General features: G+C 28.2%; 18 protein-coding genes. 9 read left to right on the top strand and 9 right to left on the bottom strand.

Annotation, left to right across the window (positions count from 1 at the left end; all coding sequences use genetic code 11):
• Window positions 1-882: 882 nt before the first annotated feature.
• Both ASHG_RS08535 and ASHG_RS08530 read right to left on the bottom strand, forming a co-directional pair.
• Window positions 883-3,561: a cation-translocating P-type ATPase gene (locus ASHG_RS08535; RefSeq protein WP_040398860.1), complete on the bottom strand. Its 2,679-nt coding sequence runs from the start codon at window positions 3,559-3,561 to the stop codon at window positions 883-885.
• Window positions 3,562-3,731: 170 nt separating this feature from the next.
• On the bottom strand, window positions 3,732-4,232 hold the full coding sequence (locus ASHG_RS08530; protein ID WP_040398859.1) for an LURP-one-related/scramblase family protein: 501 nt from the start codon (window positions 4,230-4,232) through the stop codon (window positions 3,732-3,734).
• A 170-nt stretch (window positions 4,233-4,402) separates the two neighbouring features.
• On the opposite strand from ASHG_RS08530, the gene ASHG_RS08525 reads away from it, so the two are divergent.
• The 7 genes from ASHG_RS08525 to ASHG_RS08495 all read left to right on the top strand — a co-directional run bounded on the left by ASHG_RS08525 (window position 4,403) and on the right by ASHG_RS08495 (window position 12,645).
• Window positions 4,403-5,770, top strand: coding sequence for a TrkH family potassium uptake protein (locus tag ASHG_RS08525; RefSeq protein WP_040398858.1), 1,368 nt, complete (start codon window positions 4,403-4,405; stop codon window positions 5,768-5,770).
• A 9-nt stretch (window positions 5,771-5,779) separates the two neighbouring features.
• Window positions 5,780-6,445, top strand: a complete 666-nt coding sequence (locus ASHG_RS08520) for a potassium channel family protein (protein WP_040398857.1) — start codon at window positions 5,780-5,782, stop codon at window positions 6,443-6,445.
• Window positions 6,446-7,140: 695 nt separating this feature from the next.
• On the top strand, window positions 7,141-7,827 hold the full coding sequence (locus ASHG_RS08515) for a zinc metallopeptidase (RefSeq protein ID WP_040398856.1): 687 nt from the start codon (window positions 7,141-7,143) through the stop codon (window positions 7,825-7,827).
• 403 nt (window positions 7,828-8,230) lie between these two features.
• Window positions 8,231-8,695, top strand: a complete 465-nt coding sequence (locus tag ASHG_RS08510) for a CtsR family transcriptional regulator (RefSeq protein WP_040398855.1) — start codon at window positions 8,231-8,233, stop codon at window positions 8,693-8,695.
• A gap of 4 nt (window positions 8,696-8,699) precedes the next feature.
• Window positions 8,700-9,275, top strand: coding sequence for a transcriptional regulator (locus ASHG_RS08505; RefSeq protein WP_040398854.1), 576 nt, complete (start codon window positions 8,700-8,702; stop codon window positions 9,273-9,275).
• Window positions 9,272-10,240, top strand: coding sequence for an ATP--guanido phosphotransferase (locus ASHG_RS08500; RefSeq protein WP_040398853.1), 969 nt, complete (start codon window positions 9,272-9,274; stop codon window positions 10,238-10,240). Before ASHG_RS08505 ends, ASHG_RS08500 begins: the two co-directional genes overlap by 4 nt.
• Window positions 10,240-12,645: an ATP-dependent Clp protease ATP-binding subunit gene (locus ASHG_RS08495; protein ID WP_040398852.1), complete on the top strand. Its 2,406-nt coding sequence runs from the start codon at window positions 10,240-10,242 to the stop codon at window positions 12,643-12,645. The genes ASHG_RS08500 and ASHG_RS08495 overlap by 1 nt, the downstream gene beginning before the upstream one ends.
• 257 nt (window positions 12,646-12,902) lie before the next feature.
• Here ASHG_RS08495 and ASHG_RS08490 read toward each other — a convergent pair whose 3' ends face one another.
• The 6 genes from ASHG_RS08490 to ASHG_RS08465 all read right to left on the bottom strand — a co-directional run bounded on the left by ASHG_RS08490 (window position 12,903) and on the right by ASHG_RS08465 (window position 18,625).
• Window positions 12,903-13,886 carry a hypothetical protein gene (locus ASHG_RS08490; protein ID WP_244264292.1) on the bottom strand — a complete coding sequence of 328 codons (984 nt, stop codon included), beginning with the start codon at window positions 13,884-13,886 and terminating at the stop codon, window positions 12,903-12,905.
• Window positions 13,887-14,086: 200 nt separating this feature from the next.
• Window positions 14,087-14,887 carry a metal ABC transporter permease gene (locus tag ASHG_RS08485; RefSeq protein ID WP_004814465.1) on the bottom strand — a complete coding sequence of 267 codons (801 nt, stop codon included), beginning with the start codon at window positions 14,885-14,887 and terminating at the stop codon, window positions 14,087-14,089.
• Window positions 14,881-15,552, bottom strand: coding sequence for a metal ABC transporter ATP-binding protein (locus ASHG_RS08480; RefSeq protein WP_040398850.1), 672 nt, complete (start codon window positions 15,550-15,552; stop codon window positions 14,881-14,883). Before ASHG_RS08480 ends, ASHG_RS08485 begins: the two co-directional genes overlap by 7 nt.
• Window positions 15,533-16,870: a metal ABC transporter solute-binding protein, Zn/Mn family gene (locus tag ASHG_RS08475; protein ID WP_040398849.1), complete on the bottom strand. Its 1,338-nt coding sequence runs from the start codon at window positions 16,868-16,870 to the stop codon at window positions 15,533-15,535. The genes ASHG_RS08480 and ASHG_RS08475 overlap by 20 nt, the downstream gene beginning before the upstream one ends.
• 45 nt (window positions 16,871-16,915) lie before the next feature.
• Complete coding sequence (locus tag ASHG_RS08470; RefSeq protein WP_040398848.1) at window positions 16,916-17,602, bottom strand: ZinT/AdcA family metal-binding protein; 687 nt, start codon at window positions 17,600-17,602, stop codon at window positions 16,916-16,918.
• A gap of 576 nt (window positions 17,603-18,178) precedes the next feature.
• Window positions 18,179-18,625, bottom strand: a complete 447-nt coding sequence (locus ASHG_RS08465; RefSeq protein WP_040398847.1) for a hypothetical protein — start codon at window positions 18,623-18,625, stop codon at window positions 18,179-18,181.
• 57 nt (window positions 18,626-18,682) lie between these two features.
• On the opposite strand from ASHG_RS08465, the gene ASHG_RS08460 reads away from it, so the two are divergent.
• Window positions 18,683-19,309 carry a hypothetical protein gene (locus ASHG_RS08460; RefSeq protein WP_040398846.1) on the top strand — a complete coding sequence of 209 codons (627 nt, stop codon included), beginning with the start codon at window positions 18,683-18,685 and terminating at the stop codon, window positions 19,307-19,309.
• Complete coding sequence (locus tag ASHG_RS08455) at window positions 19,302-20,300, top strand: Gfo/Idh/MocA family protein (RefSeq protein ID WP_040398845.1); 999 nt, start codon at window positions 19,302-19,304, stop codon at window positions 20,298-20,300. The genes ASHG_RS08460 and ASHG_RS08455 overlap by 8 nt, the downstream gene beginning before the upstream one ends.
• A gap of 73 nt (window positions 20,301-20,373) precedes the next feature.
• On the opposite strand, the gene ASHG_RS08450 is transcribed toward ASHG_RS08455, so the two are convergent.
• Complete coding sequence (locus tag ASHG_RS08450) at window positions 20,374-25,095, bottom strand: lectin like domain-containing protein (RefSeq protein WP_040398844.1); 4,722 nt, start codon at window positions 25,093-25,095, stop codon at window positions 20,374-20,376.
• Window positions 25,096-25,322: the final 227 nt, after the last annotated feature.

Raw genomic sequence — 25,322 nt, 5'->3', positions numbered from 1 at the left:
TCCTGCTTTTTTGAAATTAAAATCTTGTAGGTAAAATCATTGCAAAATATGCCTTCCATCTGTATTTTAAAATTATTTTCATAAAATCACTTAAAAGTTCGGAGTCCTTATTGTCATAAAGGGCATCTCTTAAATACGGATAGAGCTTATATGAGGCATAGTTTATATTTGTCTTATTATTTGATAATTCTTTATATTGGTCTAAAATTTTTTTTCCTACAAGTTTCAGTTAAATTTAAATTTTTATCATTGTAAATTTGGTGAAGTTTTTCCATAAAATATTTTTGTTTTTCTTTTTTTCTCATAAATCTACCTCTAATTTGTTATGATACAATAGTTCATTTTATTTGTAAATCTTAGATGTCAATGACAAATGTGAAACTAGTCAAAAAAAGCAGGAGTTGGCCCTCCTGCTTTTTTAGTCTTACAATGAACTATATGTTCCTTTAGTCATTTTCATTATACTAAGACATAAGAAAAAAAGCAAGATTTGTCATCCTGCTTTTTTGATTCCATGAATCTATATTCTTTTACTCGAAAACAATATACTTATTTAAAATAAAAAATCAATGAAAATTTTTATGCTAAAACTGAGAAATAAAAATTATGATATAATATTTTTGTTATCGTCAACCTAAACTGGTAACAGTTAGGGGGTGATTGGTTTGTTCGTATCTCTAGTAATTTCTATCTTAGCAGGTATAATTTGCCACTATATTTGCAAATTTTTAGATAGATATATTGACGATAATTAGGCAAAAAAAGCAGGAGTTGCCGCTCCTGCTTTTTTTTGATTGGTTGTATACTTTCATATCTCTTAGTAACTACATTATACTAATTAACCAAAAAAAAGCAAGAATTAAAACTCTTGCTTTTTTAAAATTATTTATTTTTTTTCACGCTAATTTTGTGAACTTCTCCAAGAATTAATGGGATAAAGGCAAGCGCTAAAATTACTAACCATTGCCAAGTGATTAATTCTAATTCAAATAAATTTCTTAATGGTCCTACATACATTACTAATAAAAGTAGGGCAAATGATAAGAGATTTGCTTTTATTAATTGTTTGTTTGATCCAATTCCCAATTCTTTTAAGGTATATTTTGTACTTCTTACAGAAAATGCTCTCAAAAGCTCACTTGTAATTAAGGTTGCAAAAACCATTGTGTGAGCTCCTTCAATATTTCCTGGGAAAATCCATTTTAGTCCTATTATATAGGAAGCTAAAACTGCTACAGTAATTGCTATTGATTGAACTATTAGTGAATTTCTTAAATTTCCAGAAATTATTGATTCTTTTGGATCTCTTGGATCTCTTTCCATTATATCTTTTTCTCCAGGCTCAACTCCAAGGGCTAGTGCTGGGAAAGCATCTGTTATTAGATTTAACCAGAGTAGTTGAATAGGTGTAAGTGGAGAAGGTAGGCCAAATAAAATTGACAAAAATACAATCAAAACTTCTGCTATGTTACATGAAAGTAAGAATGAAACAAATTTTCTAATATTTGAGAAAATTATTCTTCCTTCTTCGACTGCATTTACAATTGTAGCAAAATTATCGTCAACCAAAATCATATTTGCAGTATCTTTGGCAACGTCAGTTCCTGTAATTCCCATTGAAATTCCTATATCAGCATTTTTAATTGCTGGAGCATCATTTACTCCATCTCCTGTCATGGCAACTATTTCGCCATTTTCTTGGAGGGCATTTACAAGTTGAACTTTATTTTGCGGAGATACTCTTGCAAAAACTCTTTTTTCTCTGGCAATTTTTCTAATTTCAACATCTGTCATATTATTTAATTCTTTTCCTTCAATTGCTTGGTCTTTGGAATCTGCAATTCCCAAATCTCTTGCAATTGCGAAGGCTGTTTCTAAATAATCTCCAGTAATCATAACAACATCAATTCCTGATGAGTGACATTCTGCTACTGCTTTTTTTGCTTCTGGTCTTGGAGGATCTATCATTCCGGTTAATCCAACAAAGACCATGTCTTTTTCTATATTTTCGCTTGTCAATTCTTCATTTTTTATTGAATCAAATTCTCTAAAGGCATAAGCCATTACACGAAGAGCTTGTTTGGCAAGATTTTTATTTTCATCCATTGCCTTTTTCTTTAAATCTTCAGTGAAATCTACAATTTCACCATTCAATAAAATTTTTGAAGAATTTGAAATAATTATATCAGGAGCTCCCTTTGTCATTGATTTATAATTTTCTTCAATGTTGTGGAAGGTTGTCATCATTTTTCTGTCAGAATCAAAAGGAATTTCTTCAAGTCTTGGATGTTTTTCTTCCAAATCTTCTTGAACTATTCCCCATTTTTCAGAAAATGTAAGCATGGCTCCTTCTGTTGGATCTCCAATAATTTTATATTGGTCGCCTTCTCTTGTTAGGTCAGCGTCATTACACAAAGTTGAAATTTTCATCAAAAGATTGATGTTTTCTTCTTCTTCTATCTTTTTATCGTCAAGTTTTATGTGACCTTTTGGTTCGTATCCACTTCCTTCAACTTCATATTCTTTTTCATTTGTCCAAACTTTTGTAATGGTCATCTCGTTTTGAGTTAAAGTTCCAGTTTTATCTGAACAAATTGCGGTTGTTGCACCTAGTGTTTCTACAGAAACTAGGGATTTTACAATGGCTTTTCTATCAGCCATTCTGTTCATTCCGATTGATAAAACAATTGTTACAACTGCTGTAAGTCCTTCAGGAATTGCTGCAACTGCAAGAGAAACTGCAACCATTAAATTTTCTAATAGGGAATCGCCAGTTCTAAAATATCCAACAACAAATACAATTATACAAACGACAACTACAAGAATTGCTAAAAGTTTTGATAATTTATTTAATTGTTTTTGTAAAGGTGTATCCTTATCTTCAACTTGGTGAAGACTTGATGCGATTTTTCCCATTTCTGAATCAGATCCAGTTTGAGTTACAATTCCTTTTCCGTGTCCGTAAGTTACTATTGTTGATGAAAAAGCAAAATTTTCCCTATCACCAATTCCTACCTCGCTGTCATAAACTGCCTCAGAATTTTTTTCTGCTGCAACAGACTCTCCTGTAAGAGAAGATTCATCGATTTTTAAATTTGATGATTCCAATAAACGCATATCAGCCGGAACGATATCTCCAGTTTCAATTACAACAATATCACCAACAACTAATTCTTCAGCCTTAACTTTTATTTTTTTACCATCACGAATTACACTTGCCTCGGGTGATGACATTTTTTGTAAGGCCTCAACAGAATCTTCAGCCCTTCCTTCTTGAATAATTGACATGATAGCATTAATAATAACAATGGCAATAATTATAAAACACTCAACAGTATCTCCAGTAAAGGCTGATACGATTGATGCAACTATCAACAAAATTACCATAGGGTCAATAATTTGTTCGGCGATTTTTTTGCCAAGAGATTTTTTCTTCTTGGATTCAATTTTATTTGGGCCGTTTTCTTCAAGACGTTTAGCTGCAAGATCTTTTGATAAGCCTCTCGCACTATCAGAGTCAAGTTTTTTTACAAGATCATTTTTTTGACCTAAATAGTCCATTCCTACCTCCTTAAAATTTTTCATTACAAAAGAAAAGACTTCTGACAAATCGCCAAAAGTCTTGCTACCAGATGGTTTATTCAACCGGGTAAAACCGTAATGACGATTGAATAATTAAGCTACTCCCTCTTGTTGATATAATTATATATCAAATATAGGAAAAATCAATATTAATTTGAAGCGTTAGCTGCAGCATCATCTCTATTTTTCATTTCATTTATGCAAAGACATAAGGCTATAAGAACAAGGCTTAAAGATTCATCATAAACTGTAAGCTCATATTGGTCGGTAAAAGTAAAAAACTTATTGTTCATTTCGGCGATTAAATTATTTTTAAAGTAAACTTCAAAATCATGATCAAGATAGTTGCCCTTTAAAGTCAATTCCTTTCCTTGGTAAAAAGCACTGACTTTTCTTTTTAAAAAAGACAATTTCTGATTTATTTCCATATGGCTTTCATCATAAAAATCAACATAATAAGTTTGTAGAAAAGAAAATACTTTTTTGGAGATATCAAACAAAATATTTCCATCCATATCTTTTAATTTTGCCTTGTAGCCTACAAATTTAAAATCTTGGTCAAAATAATAGGCTTCATTTCCGTTTTCATCCAAAATCGGATACTTATCTGTAAGTTTAAAAAATTTTTCTTTAAAATAATATTTTTTCATAAAAACTCCATTTCTTTACTAAAATTATACCCAAAAACATAAAAAAAAGAAAAATAAATTCTTTGTAAAGTCTTTGTATTTGAGTTGACATTTATAATCTAGGGTATAAAATTAGATGAGATAGCCTAGAAATAGGATATAATTTATTTTTTATTATTTAAGGAAGGAAAATGAGAAATATTAGCAAAAATAAACAAAATTTTTTGGAAAAATTATCAGATAAAATCACATCAAATCCACCCTTGTATTTGACCTTGGGTTTTGCGATTTTGATTATTATTGGAGGATGTATTTTATCTTTACCAATTTTTACAAGAAGTGGAGAGCCTACAAATTTAATTGATTCCATGTTTGTAGCAGCTTCAGCATCTTGTGTAACTGGACTTACAACAGTAAATACGGCAGAGCATTGGAATTCTTATGGTCATCTTTTGATTTTAATTTTAATTCAAATCGGAGGATTGGGTGTAATGACTTTGGCGACACTTTTTCCCTTACTTTTGAGAAAAAAAATCGGCTTAAAATCAAGACAAATTTTAAAAGAACAATTAAATATTGATAGCCTTAAAAGAATTATGAAACTATTTAGGTATGTTTTAGTTTTTACATTTTTGGTAGAATTTTTGGGAGCATTTTTATTATCTCTTCGTTTTGTTCCGATTTTTGGAATGAGAAAGGGTTGGTGGTATTCAATTTTCCATTCGATTTCTGCGTTTTGTAATGCTGGATTTGATATTTTGGGAGATTCGATTTATCCATACAGAAATGATACTTTGATAAATGTAACTTTGATGAGTCTTGTAGTAATTGGTGGACTTGGTTTTATGGTTACAGCAGAACTTTTTAGGAAAAGATCTTTCAAAAAATTATCTACCCATTCAAAATTAGTTTTAATAATAAGTGCTTTTCTTATTGTAATAGGAAGTTTTGCCTTTTATTTGATAGAAAGACAAGCTGGTGGAGTTTTGTACCAAGAAGGAATTAAAAATTCTATATTGCAATCAACATTTCAATCTGTTTCTGCAAGAACGGCAGGATTTTACTCTGTAAAATTAAATCAAATGCATGACACCAGCGTTTTGTTTTTAATAGTTTTGATGGTTATAGGAGGATCTCCAGGATCAACTGCCGGAGGATTAAAAACAACAACTTTTGGAGTTCTTGTTTTATCAACAATTTCAATTTTTAAACAAGAAGATGAGGTTAAAATTTTTAATAAACATATTGACTCAAAAACTATTAGAAAGGCTCTTGCAATTATAATGGTATATATGGGATTAATATTTTTGGTAATATTTATTTTATCTTTGAGTGAAAATTTTAAAGTTTTAGACATTTTCTACGAGGTAGCGTCAGCCTTCGGAACAGTTGGAGCAAGTAGAGGAATTACAGGAGATTTTTCAAAAATCGGAAAAATTTTGATAACTTTAAGTATGTATTTGGGAAGAATTGGTCCAATGACAATGGCTTATTCGATTGGACTTAAATCAAAAACAAAATATATTAGATATCCAGAAGCAAATATTAGTATAGGTTAGGAGATAAATATGGATAAAAGTGCAATAATTTTAGGGCTTGGAAGATTTGGAGAAAGAGTAGCAATAAAACTTTTTGAAGATGGTTTGGAAGTTATGGCAGTGGATAAAGATTATGATTTGGTGCAAAATATTTCTGATAAAGTTACAAGTGCAGTTCAATGTGATATATCAAATGATAAAGCACTTGAAGAATTAGGAATGGGAAATTTTGATGTGGCTGTAATTGCTACAGGAGAAAGCTTGGAAGCTTCTATGGCAGCAACACTTTTTGCAAAAGACCATGAAGTGAAAAAAATAATAGCCAAAGCAACTTCCAAAAATCATGCAAGAATTTTGAAAAAAATTGGAGCAGATCAAATAATTTTCCCTGAGATTGATATGGGAGAAAAACTTGCAAGAAGTATAGCTGGATCAAATCTTCTACAATTTTTCCATTTTTCTGACAATTATTCTATGCTTGAACTAAAAGCGTTTGATGATATTGTTGGTAAAACTTTATCTGAAATAGATTTTAGAAAAAAATATAAGATGATGGTAATTGCTTATAAAAGAGATGGAGAAATGAAAATAAATCCAGATACAAATTGGAAAATTCAAGAAGATGACACCTTGGTTTTATTAGGAGATAGCGAGGATGCAGAAAAACTTCAAAAAGAAGTAGATAGATATAAATAAAATCTTAGTTTAGGAAAACGAAAATTACCATAAAAAACGTTGGAAAATCAAGAATAAAAAAATAAGAAAAAAAAGTTTGCATTTTTCAAAAATCATGCTATAATAATATTAGCTAGTAAATAGCTAGGTTTTTCATTATTAATTCCTTATAGTTTTCCCTATAGAAAACTAGGACTAACTTATTCTTTTCTATATTATAAAAAGACCCAGAGAGGTCTTTTTATTTTGCCAAAAATTTTCAAGAATTGTAATTAATTTTTTGTAAATTTAGATAAAGAGATCTCTCGACAAGCTCGAGATGGGTTCATTTTTTATGTATTTAATTGCTAAAGTTTTCTTTATTTCTTGTTAGCTTTTTTATTTTTTTAATTTTTAACAAGAGTTTATTTTTTATTTACTTAATTTTTTTAAATTTTCACAGTTTAGACAAAGTCTATTTCTATAAATTATAATTATTTGAAATTAAACAAGGCGCAACGTACCTCGAGCAGATAATTATGCCTAGATTTGTCAGAATTATCTCTAAAAAATAATGCGATATCACGTAAAAGCTTTCGAAGAAAACTGGTTTTAGTAGTAAAGAGTTTTCTTTATTATATTTATTTTTTAATTTTCTAATTTCCTTGTATTTTATTTTTTCCAATTGAAATAAAAAATTCCAATAGTATATTGAAAAAAAATAAAAGGAGAAAATTATGTTTTATTTCGACAGAACTTATTTTTTAGTTTTGATTGGACTTCTTATTAGTAGTCTTGCTCAAGCTAATATTCAAAGAAAGTTTGATAAGTATAAAAAAATAAAAACTCAAAAATCTATAACAGGTTTTGATGCGGCAAGATATATTTTGTCTACAAATTCTTATAACGATATTTCAATAAAAAAAGTTAGGGGATCTCTATCTGATTATTTTAATCCAGTAAGTAAAGAAATAGCTTTATCAGAAACTTCTATGACTGATACATCAATTGCATCTTTAGCTGTTGCAGCTCACGAATGTGGACACGTTATTCAATATAAGGAAGGTTACATTCCTTTAAAAATAAAATCCTACATAGTTCCAGCTGTAAATCTTGGATCAAAATTATCTTTTCCTATGATTTTGTTAGGGATTTTTCTTTCTATGGGAAAATTAATTACTATTGGAATATTTCTTTTTTCTTTTGTATTAATTTTTCAAATAATTACACTTCCTGTAGAATTTGATGCTTCAAGAAGAGCTTTAAAAGTTTTAAAAGAATCTGGTATGCTTATTGGAGTTGAAAATGATTATGCAAAAGATATGTTAAAATCTGCTGCCCTAACTTATGTTGCAGCAACAATTTCTACTGCTCTTCAATTTTTAAGACTTTGGATTTTGTTTGGAAATAGAAGAGATGATTAAAAATAAGGCTAAATTTTTTAGCCTCAGAGCATAGACAAAGTACGAATGTAGATAATATTTTATTTTATAATAAAAATAAAGCTACGTACCATCTCGACTAGATAAATATGCCTTGATTTGGCATATTTATCCCTAAAACTAAGTGCGAAAGCACGAAAAAGTTAGCAAGGCAAACGTGTTTTAGTATGAGTGAAACGAACGCACGGAGAGATCTCATGAGATTTCTCCACTCACTACGTTCGGTCGAAATGGTTAAATTTTTAGTTTGTCAACAGTCTGAGGCTAAATTTTTAGCCTTATTTTTTTTATAAATTTTTATAAGTTCATTATTCTTGAATCTATACTATTTTAGTGTACAATAAAATAAAAGGTCAGAGAAAGTCAAAGAAATCGAGGTAAATCTATGGCAGGATTAACGTCTGATATAGAAAAATTCTTGAAGGCTCTTTTGGATAATACTCAAGAAGGTTTTGTAGAAATTGGTAGAAATGATTTGGCGACAAGGTTTGAGTGTTCTCCAAGTCAAATTAATTATGTGCTTTCTACAAGATTTACACCTTATAACGGGTATTTAATTGAAAGCAAAAGAGGCGGCAATGGCTTTATAAGAATTATTACTATAGTCGAAGATGAAGATGATTATATAAAATATATTATTAAAAATTTAGATAAAGAATTAACTGAAGAAAGGGCGAAAAGTTTTTTTACAGAACTTTTTAACAAGGGATATATGGACGAGAAAGAATTGGGAATTGCAGTTTATGCAACTCTTGATAAGTCGCTTATGAATGTAGAAAAAAATAAGAGAAATTTAGTAAGGCATGATATAGTAAAAAATATTTTACTAAGCTTTCTAATAAGGAGTTGATTATATGAAATGCGACAGATGTGATAATGAAGCAAGTGTTACTGTAAAGGCAATAGTAAATGGTACAGAACATGACTTTCACCTTTGCAATGATTGTGTACAAAAATTATCTAAAGGTGAAGTTACAGGTTTTGAAGATTATAAAGAAGTTGATGTAAATAATTTTGATTGGAGAAGTTTGGTAGAAAAATTTGTACCAAGCCTTGATCAAATTATAGATTCTTATTATGATTATAAAATTTCCAAAAATAATTTCTCTTATGATTATTTTTCATCATTAAAAGAAGAACATTGTCCAGAGTGTGGTAATTCTGTGGCAAATATAAAGGCTGGAATTTTTGGTTGCCCACATTGTTATGAGCTTGATAAAAAAGTAAGCCGAGAGGTTCTAAAGGTTGTAAATAATTTGAAAAAATATGATGGAAAATTCCCAAGAAAACATAGAGATTTTAGGGAAGTGGCAATAAAGATTAAGAATTTACAAGAACAGTTGCAAAAGTCAGTTGAGATTGAAGATTTTGAGAAGGCTCAAGATCTTAAAGAAAAAATAGATGAATTAAATATGAAGGTGAGAAATTGATAGACTATTATAAGGACATAATACTTGAAAATAACTTATCTTTGAAAAGAAATATTGAAGGATATAATTTCCCAAATAATATGTCAGAAGAAGACTCCCTAGAAATAATAGAAAGTTTTAGGGAAATTTATGGGGATGATTTAATATTAATTGATGAGCTAGATGAGATTACTTTAAATAAATTAATAAATGCAGGAATAATTTCTTCTGATTCTAAGAATAAGGAAGCAGTTATAGGATTCATTTTTTCTGATGACCATGTTATTGTAATAAATGATAGCGACCATATTTCTATAAATATTACAAATTTTGGGGAAGAAATTAAAGCTTCCTATGATAGAGCGATGGAAATTGAGGAGAAATTGGATAAAAAATTCGATTTTGCTTTCTCTCCTCAATATGGATATCTAACAAGTTTTGGAAGAAATTCTGGAAATGGGATTGAAATTAGATTAAAGATGTTTTTGTTTGGACTTTTAGATAATAGCCAAGCTTATCTAACATTAAAATCAAGTCTTGCTCATGACGGGATTTATATTACAAGATTTGTTCCAGAATATTTTAAATCTTATGATGATGATATTTATATTTTGAAAAATTTTGGAAATTATAGAAAAGATATGGGCGAATATCTAGAAAATTTCGAAATAATTCTTGATACTGTTGTTAGAAATGAAAGAAGATTTAGGAGAGATTTTCAAAGCTTAAATGGTTTAAATGATGAAGATATAAAAGATTCTATAAAAATTTTAGAAACTAATCTTTTTAGTAAGAATTTAAAAACTTTAACTAGCATGATAAATTGTCTTTATGATTTGAAAAAATATAATGTTTTGGGATTTTCTACAAAACTATCAAATCAAGAAATTGATTATTTGATTTTCAATATTACAAAGAATAAGTTTAAGGGAAATAGAGATGAAGAAAGATATGAATTTTTTAATTCATATATGGAGGCTAGATAATGGAAAATAATAAATTAAATAGGCTAACGGGTCAGGCCCGAAGGGAATCTTATTCTCTTAGCCATGATTATATAGGAGTTGAACATTTGCTTTTGGCTCTTATGAAAACTGGTTCTCTTGCAACAAAAGCTTTGGAAGAAGCCGGAGCAAATTATGAGCTTTTAAGATCAATTGTAATAAATAATATTGGCAAGGGGTCAGCAGTAAGACCAACAAAAGAATATTCAAATAAAGTAAGACAAATTTTAGATAGGGCAAGACTTTTTGCCCAAAAAAGAAAAAAAATCTCTGCAAGCGAGGAAGATGTCCTTCTTGCAATTTTAAACGATGATGATTCATTTACAAATCTTATGTTTATGCTATCAGGACTTGATAAAAAAAATATCAGAGATAATTTAATTCGTTTACAAAATGATGAAAAATCTATAAATTCATCCAAAAGTTTGGGCGAAAATCTTAAAAAATTTGCTAAAAATTTAAATGACTTGGCAGAGGCTGGAAAAATTGACCCAGTTATTGGAAGAGATGGAGAAATCGAAAGGGTTATCCAAATTCTTTTAAGAAGAAGCAAAAATAATCCAATTTTGATTGGAGATCCAGGAGTTGGTAAAACTGCCATAATTGAAGGACTTGCTCAAAGAATTATTGAAAATAAAGTTCCTATAATTATTGAAGATAAAACTATTGTTTCTCTAGATCTTGCAAGTATGATTGCAGGAACTAAATATCGTGGAGATTTTGAAGAAAGACTTAAAAAATTATTTGAAGAACTTGAACAAAGAGAAGATGTAATTTTATTTATTGATGAATTTCATATGGTTTTGGGAGCTGGTGCAAGCGAAGGAAGCATGGACGCAGCAAATATTTTAAAACCAATTCTTGCTAAGGGTGATATTCAAATAATTGGGGCAACAACAATTGATGAATATAGAAAACACGTTGAAAAAGATCAAGCTTTGACAAGAAGAATGCAACCAGTTCACGTAGAAGAACCAAATAAAGATGACACTATAAAAATAATTGAAGGATTAAAGGATAAATATGAGGATCATCACAAGGTAGAAATTACAGATGATGCCATAAAAGCTGCAGTTGATTTATCACAAAGATATATCCAAGATAGATTTTTGCCAGATAAGGCGATTGATGTAATTGATGAAGCTTGTTCAAAAGAAAGAATCAAAAATTATAGAGAAAACAAAGATCAAAGTTCAAACAAAGAAATTTTGGATAAACTTATAGAAGAAAAAGCTCAAGCGATAAATGAGCAAAATTTTGAAAAAGCTGCAAGTCTTAGAGATCAAATAAACGAAGCTCGCGAAAAATTTGAAAAAGAAAATAAAAGTAATTTAAAAATTGGATTTGATCAAATAGCAAAAATAGTTTCAGATTGGTCAAAAGTTCCAATAACAAAATTAACAGAAGATGAAAAACAAAAATATATGGATCTAGATATTGATCTTAAAAAAGAAGTTATAGGTCAAGATAAGGCTATTGATGCTATTTCTCACTCAATAAAAAGATCTAGAGTTGGACTAAAAGATCCAAATAAACCAATAGGATCATTTATTTTTGTAGGACCAACAGGAGTTGGTAAAACATATCTTGCCAAATCTTTGGCCAAAAATTTATTTGGAGATATGGACAATTTAATTAGGATGGACATGAGTGAATATATGGAAAAATTTGCTGTGTCAAGACTTGTTGGATCTCCTCCAGGATATGTTGGTTATGAAGAAGGTGGACAACTTACAGAAGCTGTAAGAAAACATCCTTATTCTATAATTTTATTTGATGAAATTGAAAAAGCCCACCCAGATATTTTCAATTTACTTTTACAAATTTTAGATGATGGAAGGCTTACAGATGGTCAAGGAAGAACTGTAGATTTTAAAAATACAATTATAATAATGACCAGTAACGTTGGAGTTTCATCTTTAAATCAAAATCCAAAAATTGGATTTGGAACTAGCGATGTTGATAAGGAAATTGAAGATTCAAATAAGGAGATTATAAATAAGGCCATAAAAAATGCTTTTGCTCCAGAATTTTTAAACAGACTTGACGATATAATTATGTTTAATTCCCTTGATGAAGATGCAATTAAAGAAATTACAAAAATTTTACTTGATGAAACAAAAGAAAGACTTAAAAATCTTGGTATAGAAATAAATTATAACAAGAGAGTTGTTGATTTGTTATCAGAAGGTGGATTTTCAAAAGAATATGGAGCAAGACCACTTGAACGTCATATTACAAATAAAATTGACAACCAATTGGCAGAAGAAATATTGGAAGGAAAATTATCTAAAGATATGGTAATAAATCTTACAGTAAAAGAAGGAAAAATAAATTTTGCCAATAAAAAAGAAAAAACAAAAGAAAAATCTGAAGTTTTGGGATAAAAAAGAGGCTTTATTAGCCTCTCAGAGCGTTGACAAAGTCTAATTATAAAAAATCATTAGTAATTAGAATTAAATTAATCTCTGACCCATCTCGACTAAGTGAGTGAAACGAACGCACGGAGAGATCTCACGAGATTTCTCGACTCACTTCGTTCGCTCGAAATGGGAAAAAATTTAGTTTGTCGACAGTCAGAGATGCTTTATTAGCCTCTTTTATTATTATATTTTTTAATAATAATGAATTTTACAAATTAAATTTAATTATTTGAAACATTATTATCTTTTTTATTATCTTGATTTTTTTCGTCATTACTTGTTTCATTACTTATTTCAGTTTTTTCATCTTCATCATTAATTAATTCATAACCATCATATTTTATTTGATTTAAAGCTTTTTCTTCGCTATCAACTAAATAAGGTCTGTTTGTAGAATAAATAATTCCACCATTATTTTTTTGGATATTTTCAAAAGTAAATACAGCATATTTTACCTTATCTTCTTTTTTAGTGATTATTGTCTCATCAGCATCGTCATCCCAATCCATCTCTTTAATTTCTTCAAATTTAATTTCATAAATCATGGCAATAGCATAAGATTTTTGGTTATCGAATTTGCTTTTTTCAATAATTTCCTCTTCAGTTAGAGGTTTTTCTAGGGTAGCAAGTTGGTTAAATTCATAATTCATCTTATCCCCATTATAATAATGATCTATATCAGAGCCCTTATTTGGATCGTAAAAATCTTTTGAAAGATTTTTGATTGCATCCTTATTCATCCTATCAAGGGTATCATCATCAAAATCGTCCAAAGAATTTATAATTTCTTCAAGTCCTTTAACTTTAATTTTTTTAACGACTTTCTTATTAGAAATATCTATATCAAGGTCTGAATTATTTTCAAAATTCATAGTAACCTTTATTTCATCACCATTAGAAAGATTTTCTAATTTGTTAGCTTTTAATTTTATATCAATGTTATCTAAAATATCTTCTGCAGAATAATCATCATTTAAAGATTCTATATCCAAATTCTCAACTTCTTTTTTTGAAAGTTTAGCCTTTCCATAGCCGTCAAAACCACTAATTTCAACTTTAATGTCTGCTTTTGAAGTATCAATTTTTCCATCAGATTTTTTCAAAATATTCTTTCCATCTTTTTGTCCAAAGGCAAAAAAAGCGATTGCTCCAATAACGCACAGTCCCAAAACAGCAAATAAAATTTTTGTAATTGTTTTTTTCATATGACTTCCTTTCATAAACAAATTTTCTTCATAATTTATTATAATTTTATCAAAACGCTACTTATTAATCAATACTATATATTTTAATCTATAATTAAAGATATTAATTTATCAAATTTATGAAAGCAAAACTAAGCTGGGTAAATTTTTTAAATTTAAAATGGGCCTTACAAAATATTATATTTTGTAAAGCCCAACTTTTATACTTTATTTTTTCTTAACTTTTTATATAAAACAAAGAATAACATTCCTATTATTGAATTTACAACAATTGCTCCACCTGGCTTTATATCGAATTGATAGCTTAGAATAATACCAAGCATCATATAGACTACGCCGAGTGTAATTGTTATAAAAAATGTTTGTTTATAACTTTTAGCAATAATTAAGGCTGTTGCTACTGGTAAAACTATTAAGCTTGTAACCATTAAAGCTCCAATTATTTTTACAGACAAGGCTATAGTTATGGCTGCAAGGAGAGTAAAAGATGCGTCTAAGCTTTTTACTTTTACTCCAGCAAGCCTAGCTGTATTTGGATCTATTGCTATAGCTAAAAGAGATGAGTATCTTGAAATTGATAATATTAAAACCAAAATAAAGGCAATACTTGTGTTTACTATATCTCTATCTGTAACTGATGAAATTGATCCGAAAAGGTAAGATTCAAAAGAATTTCCCCCGGGAGCAAAATCTGAAAGAATAGCTGCAATTCCAAGTCCTGTACTCATAATAACGGCTGTTGCCATATCCCCATATTGGGGAAGTTTTTTTCTGATAAATTCTATCAAAAAAGCAGCGACAACACATACGATTGAAGATCCTAAAAGTGGATCAAAACCTAATATTAGGCCCATCCCAACTCCAGCAAGAGCTGTGTGAGATAGGGCATCACCTATCATGGAAGTTTTTCTATTTACCATAACAATTCCTATTATAGGAATCATAATAGAAAGTAAAAATCCCAAAATAAGAGCCTTTCTCATAAAAGCAAATTCTAGCATTTTTTCAAACTCCCTTCTACCATTTCATATTTTGTAAAATCAATACTCAAAGATTCCATCTCTTTTAATTCATGAGTAACCATAATTATAGTTACATTAAATTTTTTTGAAAGAAAATCTATTGTTTCAAAAAAATGGTCCTTAGAATACTTATCAACTCCCGCTGTTGGTTCGTCAAGAATCAAAATTTTTGGATCATTTATCATAGCTTTTGAAATCATTGCTCTTTGAGCAAGACCTCCCGATAATTCATTTACAGGAGTGTTGATATAAGATTCCATGCCCATTTTTTTTAATATATCTTTTGCATTTTGGTAATGATTTTTCTTGGGAATTTTGATAAAGCCAAATTCCTCATAAAGATTTAATGAAACTAGCTCAAGGCAAGTTATAGGAAAGGCAATTTTATTTACTATATTTATTTGTGGAACATAACCAATATCTTTGAAAGAAACATAATCTTCAATATTTTTTCCAAGAATTTTAATTTCTCCACTATTCTTTTTTAATTCTCCAAGCATAAGCTTTATTAAAGTCGATTTACCTGACCCATTTCCGCCAAGAATAACTGTAAATTCACCAACATCAACATCTAAATTACAATTTTTTAAAACTGGAGTCTGTGAATAAGAAAAATTTAAATTTTTAATTGATATTGCTTTCATTATTTTCCTCCTCGCTCATAGATTTGTAGAGATTTTCAAGGTTCATTTCCATAAGATCAATATAATTAAGTTTGTTTTTTTCCTGCTCTTTATTCACATATTCCATAGAGGCAAGAGGGGATACTTTTCCACCGATTTCTTCGGCTAAGGCTTTAGCTTGCTTTGGATTTTGTCCATATTCATAGAAAACTGTGGAAATATTTTTACTTTCAGAAAAGTCTATGGCTTTTTTTATAGTTTTAAGGCTAGGATTTTCTAAACTGGTCAATCCTTGTAATGGATATTGAAACAAATCAAAATCTCTTGCTATATAAGCATAGGCATAATGAATTACTAAAAAATTTCTATTATTTTTATCGATTTTTGAAAATTTTTCCTTATATTTTGCATCAATATCAGTAAGTTTATCAACATACTTTAATTTATTTTTCCTATAAACTCTTTCATTTTTCGGATATTTCTCGGTTAATTTTTCATTGATAGCATTTAAATATTTTTTTGCATTGGTAATGGATAACCATGAGTGGGGATCATAAGTTATTTTATCAAATCCAGAAGATGAACCTTCCATCAAAGGCTCTTCCTTTTTTTCATCTTTTAAAAATTTACCATCGCTTCCAACCAAATTATATGGAAGAAGATCTTCACTTATCCTGTCGCTTATAAAAATATAGTCTCCATCTTTTGGAACATTAAAGAAAACCTCTCCAGATTCATGTCCCATCTCAAGACCATAAACCTTTCCTTCTTCAAGGTCGAAAGTTTCTTTTTGATGAATCAACTCTCCTTTTTGGCTCATTATATCTTTACATTTTTTCACCAAATTTTCTCCACGACTACCATCATCTTTTATAAAGGCAACCCTCATCATATCTTCATGAGTGTGGCCAAAATCAAATTTATTTTTTCCCTTTTTTAAATTTACCTTGGACATGTATTGAAAATCACCGATAGCTGCTGCTCCCTTATAAGTAATAAGGTCAACAGAGTCAGATAATTTTAAAATATCAAGATTTGGTAAATTTTCCTTAACCTTATCAAGCCAAGGTTCCATATTGGCACCATTTACAACCAAAAGATCGCACTTTGCTAATTTTTTCATATCTTTAGGACTTGGCTCCCAAAGGTGAGGTTGTTTATCAAGGGGCATAAAAGATTCAACATCTATTGTGTCATCACCAATCATTTTTGTCATTTCGTTAACAGGATAAAAAGAAGTATAAACCAAAGGTTTATCAGAAGAGTGCTCATTCTTATTTGCACAAGAGCTAAATAGAAAAAGTAAGAAAACAAAAAAACTTATATATCTTTTTTTCATTCTTCCTCCTTAGAAAGAGGGTTGAAAAATTTCAACCCATATAATCTATTCAGTAATTTCATCAATTATTTGTGCATCAGTTGTGTTTGGTTTTACAAAAGTAGGGAACCAACCTTCATCTTTTAATAATTTATCTTTGTCATCGCCATATCTCATGTGGAAATGTGTTAGGCTTTCTTCACCGTGAATTGGCATCATAAGAATAAATTTATAAGGTGCATCATCATTTACAGCTTCAAAAATATCCCATTCTAATTTATGGCCACCGTGTTCAACCTCTTGTTTTTCAACATATTTATATTCGCTCTCACCTATAACTTCACCTTTTTTATCAGGGAAATCTTTTAAGAATTTGATTTTGTTATCTTTTATTTCAAGACCACCAAAATCACATTTTCTTTTCTTTAAATAATTTTCCTTAGCTTCCTTTTCATCAACTTTTTCTTTTTCAGCTAAAGTTTTAAAAGCATTTTGAACTTCATCTTTTTCAAGATATCCGCCCATATCATTCCATTCACCTTCCCAGTCAGAAAGACTTACATCTGTTGAGTCTTCTTTTTTCTCTTCCATATTTGAAGAAGAATCGCTTACATTAGAAGCATCATCTTTTTTCATTTCTTGAGAAACATTTGAACTTGAAGTCTCATCATTTTTTTGATCTTTCCCACAAGCTGTCATAACAAGGCCCAAAGATAAAAGGGCAATTAAACTAAGTGATTTTTTATTTTTCATTTTATTCTCCTTATTATTTAATTTATAAATTTGTATTTTTAGTTAATTAACTATCGACAATTAAATATTAGCAATAAAAATAACAAATGTCAAGAATGATTTGCATTATCATTAAAAATTTTAAAGATGTTATTCTTATGAAGATACTTAAGAAAATATATTTTAAAATATAGATTAAAAAAATAAACAATCAAAATAAAATAGAAAAACATTTGTTTTATGAGATAAGGATGCAAAGTTTTAAATATAAATTATAAACTTTTTCTTAGAAAAATTTGAAAAAATATGGTATTTAATAAGATTTAAGATATAAAAATTTAGAGTTTTTAGAAATTTTCAAAAGAATATCTTCTTTAATAGGATATTTTAAAAATTTAATGGGATTTTTGAAAATAAAGACAAAAACTTCTTAAAACATTGATTTTTTTAAAAAAAGCTTTTGTCTTTAAAGGTAAAAATGTTTTTCATAGTTGAATTTATTTTAAAATTTAAGCTGAATTTTTAAAACAAGGCTAATTGTAGTTTTAAATATTAGATTTTAGAGTTTTGTTTGGAAAATATTGAAAAGTTAGTGTATTAGCAAGATTTATTGTAATTTTCAAATATAATTTTTTTGAAAGTATCTAGAGATTCATAATTTTTGAAGTAAATGTCATAAAAATTTCCATAAGCCCAAATTCTACACTTTGGATATTTTGAATTTTCTATAGTTTCTATATTTTTTATGTCTTTAAACTTTATAAATTTTGGAAGATCAGGAATTTTTTCAAAAATAATAATAGAATTTTTTGTAACTCCTTGACTTTTTAAGGATAAGAAAAATCCGAAGCTTATCAAGAAAATTATGGAAAAATCTAGAAAAGTAAAAGAGTATTTGTAAATTATCAAAAATAAAATCAAAAAAAGTCCAAGGCAAATAAAATAATATATTGGTAAAAACATGATCTTAATACTTATCCTTTTTTGTATGGATTTGATAAAGATAATCCATACTACTAAACATATTAATAAAAAATATTTCATAATTCCTCCTATAATTGGTTTACCCAAATTTTGGGTAGAAATTTATTAGGAGAATATATGTTTTTTAAAGATACATTCAAAAGATTTTTTGATGAAAAATTAATTTTTATTATTCTTACAATTTCTGCATTGGCATATCTATTATTGAAAATAATGATAGAGGCAGATGAGTTAATATTTTTATTTTATTTTTCGATTTCACTTTTGACTTCTCTTATTTTTAGAGAAGCTTGTCTTACGGATGAAATTTATTTTGAAGACAAGAAAAATCTTAATAAAAACAATATCCTATCATATATTTTAAGTAAAAATTTATTTGCAATTTTTCTAGTAAGTATCCTAGTAATTATAGTGTTTTTACTTAGTTTTTTATTAAAATATAAACTTGTAAATATTAAAGATTTTTTTAATATTTTGATATTAATTCTAGGGACTTTGGCAAGTGAGAATATAGTCTTGTTATTTTATAATAAGCCTATATTTACAGAATATCCAAGGCCATTGATTGGAGATAAATATATTGGATTGACCTATTTTAAATCAATGATTCCTTCATTTCTAATTGATTTACTAATAGGAATGGTATTTACAAAATATTCTTTAATGTATTTATTTATTATTTGTTATTTTATTTCTATAATTATTTTTTATATAAGGGTAAAAAAGAGTGGGTTATATGATTAAATTTGCAAGTATTGGTTCAAATTTTATTGTTCACAATATTTTAAGTACACTTACAAAAATGGAAGCTTATAAGTATTATGGGGCCTATTCTAGGTCTATAAAAAAGGCTAATAAATTAAAGGAAAAATTTGGAGCAGAGAAAAGTTTTGATTCACTTGAAAAGATGCTTTCAGATCCTGAAATTAATTTTGTTTATATAGCAAGTCCAAATTCTTTACACTACAAACAAGCAAGAATGTGCCTTGAAGCTGGGAAAAATGTAATTTGTGAAAAACCATTTTTTACAAATACAAAAGAGCTTGATGAGCTTATAAAAATTTCCAAAGAAAAAAATCTATTTTTATTTGAAGCGATTTCCATAAAATATCTGCCAAGACTTGAAGTTTTGAAAGATTTAATTAAAAAAATTGGCAAAGTTTCAACATGTATAATTAATTATTCTCAATATTCTTCAAGATTTGATAAATACAAAGAGGGGATTGTTGAAAATATTTTTACAAGTAAATTTTCAGCAGGTGCCTTGGCAGATCTTGGAATTTACAATCTACATTTAATATATGAACTTTTTGGAAAGGGAGATGATTTTTCATATTTTGGAAATATAAATGATTATGGTGTTGATATTGCAGGAAGTGGTTTAATTTCTTATAAGGACTTAACAGTATCATTTACAAATGCCAAAGATTGCCAATCAGAAAACTTTATTTTAATCCAAGGTCAAGAAGGTTACATTAAGGTATGTGGAAATATCCAAGAGGCTGAAAAGATTGAGTATTTTTCAGATGGAAAATTAAATTATCTAGATATAAAAGATGAAAATTCTCTATATTTTTATGAATTTGACTATTTTAGGGAAATATATGAAAAAAATGATTTAAAAGAATGTGAAAAAAGATTAAAAGAATCGAAAGATGTCCTTGAGATTCTAGAAAAATTAAAAAAATCTGCCGATATTAGAGATTCTTATAATTATATAGAGCCTAATATGTAAAACATAGTAGTAATTTTCAAATTTTTATATAGAAAAATCCTCCTGAATTATTTATTCAGGAGGATTTATTTTTTTATTCTAGACTAAAAATATCGAAATATTTTAGCTTATCATTTTCATTTAATTGTGTTTTTAATTCAAGTTTATAAGATCCTACTGTATCATATAAATCAGAATTTAAATCTAAAATTATTTGTCCATTTTCGTCAGTTTCAACTTCGAGTTCATATTTTTGACCAGAAGGTTTTTCTAAATTTAATTCAACCATTTGATTTTTAATTGCTTCATTATCTTTTGATATCAACTTGAATACTTTAACTTCGCCAAGTTCTTTTATTTCATCAGATAAGTCTTCAAAAGGAATTAATACAATTCTATCTTGGTCATTTTCTTTTTCTTTAACATTTACTTCAAATATTAATTCTTGATTTTCGTTTGAAATTTTAACTTTTGTTTGGCCTTCTTTTAGTCCTACAATTTCTTGATCAACAATTTTTAAAATATCTTCATCTTCGATTTGGAAGCTATAGTTTTCATCTTTATTTTTTAAGAATTCTACCTTATCTCCAATGTTTATTTCAAAATTATCTTGTTTTAGTTCGATGTCTTTATCAAGATTTATCTTGGCTGAGTTTGAAACTTCTTTGTCCATGATTTTTCCGGAAATTTCTATTTCGTACTCACCATCTTCTTTTAGATAATCTTTATCTATTTCTACATCAGCATATCCGTCATAGTCAGTAACTTTATTTGTTTCATAAATTTCACCGCTTGGACTTATAACTTTTACATTAAATCTTTGTCCTCTTACGACCATATCGTATTTATTAAATGCGCTTATGCTTATATTAGCTTTTTGATTTGCTTTGTAGTTTTCATCTGTTTCGATTTCAAATCTTGCTTTTTTGTCATCTTTTATAGAAATTGTAGCTTGATCTGTTTTACCATTAGATTCAGCTTCTATTGTAACTTCTCCAGGATTTTTAGCTTTGATATTACCATTTTGATCAACACTAGCTATATTTTCATCGGAAGATTTCCATTGGACTTTACTTGAGCTGTCTAATATAAGTTTAAACATTTCTCCAACATTTAATTCTTTTTTATCAACATTTAAAGTATAGGAATGATTGTCTATTTTTTCAATATATTTATCAGGGGTTCCAACAGTAAAGTCTATTGAATTAGTAACTTCTTTGTTCATTAAGTTTCCATAAACTATAAGTTTATATTCGCCTTGTTCATTTATGCTATTTAGGTTTACGCTTATTTGAGCTTCTCCCATGAAATTAGTTAATTTGCTATTTCTTAACACTCTTCCACTTGGAGTTTGAACTTTTACGTTAAATCTATTTCCTCTAACTACCATATTATAATCATTAAAGGCTTTTATATTAAATACGGCTTTATCATTAAGATCATAAGAATCTTTGTTAGCACTAATTTCAAATCTTGCTTTTTTATTATCAGTATTTTTATTATCTTTAACTGTTATTGTTGCCTTGTCAGATTTTCCATTAGATTTAGCAGTTATTATAGCTTTACCAGCTTTTTTAGCGTAAATATTACCATTTTGGTCAACGCTAACTATATTAGAATCAGATGATTGCCAGCTTATTTCTTTACTACTATCAAAAGAAAGTTTAAATGATTGACCTACAAATAAAGATTTATCATTTGTATTTAATTTATAGGTGTGTTTATCAATTTCTACATATTTTTTAACATTAAATTCTGTTCTAGCTTCAATTAATTTTCCGTAAACATAAGAATCAACAAAGACTTTATAAAGGCCTTCTTCTCCATTTTCATTAACTTTTGCGTTAATAGTAGCATATCCATTATTATTTGTATATTTACTTATTTTTGCAAGTTTTCCGCTAGGTGTTTGAAGAGTTAGGTTTACTTTTTGATTTCTTATAGGATTATTATTGTTATCTAGAATTTTTACATTTATTAATGCGCTTTCTCCCAAATAATAATCTTTTTTGTTTGCTTTAACTTCTATATTTGCTTTTTTATTTTCTGAAACTTTTATTAAAGCTTTATCAGATTTTCCATTTGATGTAGCTATTATCTCAGCTTGGCCAGCTTTTTTAGCATAAACATAACCATTTCTATCAACACTTACAATATCTGAATTTGTTGATTTCCATTCGATTGGATCAGCACTATCAAAATCAAGTTTTATTATATCTCCAACAAGTAAACTTTTTTCGTTTATATTTAACTTGTAAGTATGAGTATCGATATTATAAACATCAAATTCACATGATTTTTCTACTAATTTATTATCAACATAAGTAGAAGCTTCTATTTTATATCTTCCAATTTCATTTAATTTTGATAAAAATGCTTGTGTTTGAGCGTGTCCATATCTATTTGTAAATTCTGCAAGAGTTAGAGTTTTTCCACTTGGTGTAGTAAGTTTTAAAACAACTCTACTATATCTAACAGGATTATTTTCAGCATCAAATAAATCTACATTTATTTTAGCATCTTCATCTATACTATATTTTTTCTTATCAGTTGTTAATTCTAAATTAGCTTTTTTAGCTTCTTTAACATTAATAATAGCAGTATCATATTTATTTAATGATCTTGCAGTTATTATTGCTCTACCAGCTTTTTTAGCTACAATATTACCATTTTGATCAACACTTACTATATTTTCATTAGATGAAGACCATTTTATTTCATTAGCACTATCAAATTCTAATTTAAATCTATCTCCAACATTCAAGTCTTTATTATTAACATTTAATTTGTAAGTGTGATTATCTTGATCACCATTTACAATAAATGAAGTTTCACCTTCAATTAAATAATCTTCAACAAAAGCTGATACTTTAACTTTATATTTTCCAGTTTCACCTAAGTTTGATAGATATGCATAAACATCAGTATAACCATTGATATTTGTAAGTCTATCCAAAGTCATAGTTTTTCCACTTGGAAGTGTAAGTTTTACATTAACTTTTTGTGCACTTAAATATTTATCAAATTTATCGTAAGCTTGAATTTTAATTAGGGCATTTTCATTTAGGTCGTAGGATTTTTTATCTGTACTAACTTCAAATCTTGCCTTTTTATCTTCTATAACATTAATAACAGCTATATCGCTTTTTCCATTTGAAGAAGCTTTGATTTCTACTTTACCAGCTTTATTAGCTTTAATATTACCGTTTTGATCAACGCTTGCTATATTAGGATTAGATGATTTCCATAAAACATCTTTTGGACTATCAAAATCTAATTTAAATGTTTCACCAACAAATAAAGTTTTTTCGTTGAAATTTAATTTGTAAGTAAAGTCATTTTCATTAGGGAAGTCATCGTTATTAGAATCGTCATGATCTATTACAGATGTAGGTCTTCTTGAAGTAAATGCTTTTACGCAAACATTAGTACCATAACTATAAGATGATAGATCATCCCAGTCATAACCGTTACCAGATACAAAAGATTCTCCATAACCTGCTCTTGCTCTAGAAGAATATCCTCTAATTGGTTTTTCTATTCCTAAAGGATAATAAGTTGAGTTACTTGCTAGTCTAACTATTACAGCAAATTTATTATTTGCTTTTATTTTTTGTGATCCAAAATCTATTGTGTGATATCCTGCACTATCAATATGACCACTTGAAACTTTTCTCATATTATTAAATGAAGACTTATCAGTATAATTATCTACAACATAGATTTCATAATCAGCATCATCAGCTTGTGTGAAAAATCCTGTTGTATTTAAATATTGATCATAGTTAGAAGCTTGGAAGACATTTGCCATAAAACCTTGGCCTCTATAACCAAAAGATGAAGTCATTCCTAACCAGTCGTATTGGTAAATATTTGAATTTCTTCCTTTAGAATTTGCAAAATATTGAGCGTTAGATGATGCAACGTTGTAATCGTGATAAGATATCCAATAATAACCATCAATACCCATACCTGTACCCCAGGAGTTTTTAATTAACCAAGCCCCATCACTAGGAGGAGTACTTTTGAAATTATATTTAGAATAATTATCGTCCCATCCAACAATTGCAACTGCATGGTTACTTAAAATCGGACTATAATTATAATGTGCCCATGTATCTTCATTTAAGAATTGATCATCCATGTGCATACCTGTTTGAATTGCACCATAATCCATAATGTGTTCTTTTAAAATGTTCATATTTGATTGAACACTTGTTTTATCAGGTAAAAATAAAATATTTCCAGAATCCATTGACCTGGTTAATAAATGGCTTGAATTAAAATTAAAAGGTGAATATGGGTCATCACTTTCATCTATAGGCCCTGACCATCTAGCAAGGTAGGCCGCTGATATTGATCTGTTTCCTCCTTTTGTTGGAGCCCAATCAAAAGAGTGGGTATTTCTCATATGTTTTTCTGAGAAATCGTGAACCTCTGGCATTAAAGTAGATTCTAATGATGCATAAGCTGCGAAAGCCCAGCAAGAACCATTAGGCCCTTGATCTCTAACTGGAGAAACCTTATTGTGATCTCTTAAATCAAAACTTCTTGGCAAATGTCTATCAGCTTGATTTTCAATTTTAGAGTCAACAATTTCAAAAGGTTCTGGAATATATCCATCTCCGTCAGAAATTTTATTATTTTTTTGAGCTGAATTTTTTTCAAACTCTTTAAATTCAGGACTTAAACCTTGAATTTCCATTCCTGTACTTTGTCTTTGACTTAAAAAATTATTATCAGCTTTTGCTGTTAAAGGATTTGATAAGGCAAAAAAAGCAAGTAACAAGGAAGGTATAATTGCTTTTTTCTTCATAGTAATTCCTTTCTGAGTGTATTTTATTTAGATAATAAGAATTATTAAGTAAATAATAAAATAAAGAAAAATAAAGAAGGTATAGATTTCAAGAAAAATTTATACCTACATAATTTCTACATTAATTATTTTAGCACATAATTGTTTCATAAAAAACATCTTATGATAAAGTAATAAAAAAAATAAATTGTAAATAAAAATATACTTATAATGTAATAAGTGAAATT

Source organism: Anaerococcus senegalensis JC48, from assembly GCF_000321005.1.
GTDB lineage: Bacteria > Bacillota > Clostridia > Tissierellales > Peptoniphilaceae > Anaerococcus > Anaerococcus senegalensis.
The sequence above is the reverse complement of the archived record's forward strand: the minus strand, read 5'-3'. Positions and strand labels throughout refer to the sequence as shown.

Bases quoted from the DNA above. Each gene is read 5' to 3' on its own strand.
- ASHG_RS08535 (WP_040398860.1), bottom strand. From the start codon at position 3,561: ATGGACTATTTAGGTCAAAAAAATGATCTTGTAAAAAAACTTGACTCT.
- ASHG_RS08530 (WP_040398859.1), bottom strand. From the start codon at position 4,232: ATGAAAAAATATTATTTTAAAGAAAAATTTTTTAAACTTACAGATAAG.
- ASHG_RS08525 (WP_040398858.1), top strand. From the start codon at position 4,403: ATGAGAAATATTAGCAAAAATAAACAAAATTTTTTGGAAAAATTATCA.
- ASHG_RS08520 (WP_040398857.1), top strand. From the start codon at position 5,780: ATGGATAAAAGTGCAATAATTTTAGGGCTTGGAAGATTTGGAGAAAGA.
- ASHG_RS08515 (WP_040398856.1), top strand. From the start codon at position 7,141: ATGTTTTATTTCGACAGAACTTATTTTTTAGTTTTGATTGGACTTCTT.
- ASHG_RS08510 (WP_040398855.1), top strand. From the start codon at position 8,231: ATGGCAGGATTAACGTCTGATATAGAAAAATTCTTGAAGGCTCTTTTG.
- ASHG_RS08505 (WP_040398854.1), top strand. From the start codon at position 8,700: ATGAAATGCGACAGATGTGATAATGAAGCAAGTGTTACTGTAAAGGCA.
- ASHG_RS08495 (WP_040398852.1), top strand. From the start codon at position 10,240: ATGGAAAATAATAAATTAAATAGGCTAACGGGTCAGGCCCGAAGGGAA.
- ASHG_RS08490 (WP_244264292.1), bottom strand. From the start codon at position 13,886: ATGAAAAAAACAATTACAAAAATTTTATTTGCTGTTTTGGGACTGTGC.
- ASHG_RS08485 (WP_004814465.1), bottom strand. From the start codon at position 14,887: ATGCTAGAATTTGCTTTTATGAGAAAGGCTCTTATTTTGGGATTTTTA.
- ASHG_RS08480 (WP_040398850.1), bottom strand. From the start codon at position 15,552: ATGAAAGCAATATCAATTAAAAATTTAAATTTTTCTTATTCACAGACT.
- ASHG_RS08475 (WP_040398849.1), bottom strand. From the start codon at position 16,870: ATGAAAAAAAGATATATAAGTTTTTTTGTTTTCTTACTTTTTCTATTT.
- ASHG_RS08470 (WP_040398848.1), bottom strand. From the start codon at position 17,602: ATGAAAAATAAAAAATCACTTAGTTTAATTGCCCTTTTATCTTTGGGC.
- ASHG_RS08465 (WP_040398847.1), bottom strand. From the start codon at position 18,625: ATGAAATATTTTTTATTAATATGTTTAGTAGTATGGATTATCTTTATC.
- ASHG_RS08460 (WP_040398846.1), top strand. From the start codon at position 18,683: ATGTTTTTTAAAGATACATTCAAAAGATTTTTTGATGAAAAATTAATT.
- ASHG_RS08455 (WP_040398845.1), top strand. From the start codon at position 19,302: ATGATTAAATTTGCAAGTATTGGTTCAAATTTTATTGTTCACAATATT.
- ASHG_RS08450 (WP_040398844.1), bottom strand. From the start codon at position 25,095: ATGAAGAAAAAAGCAATTATACCTTCCTTGTTACTTGCTTTTTTTGCC.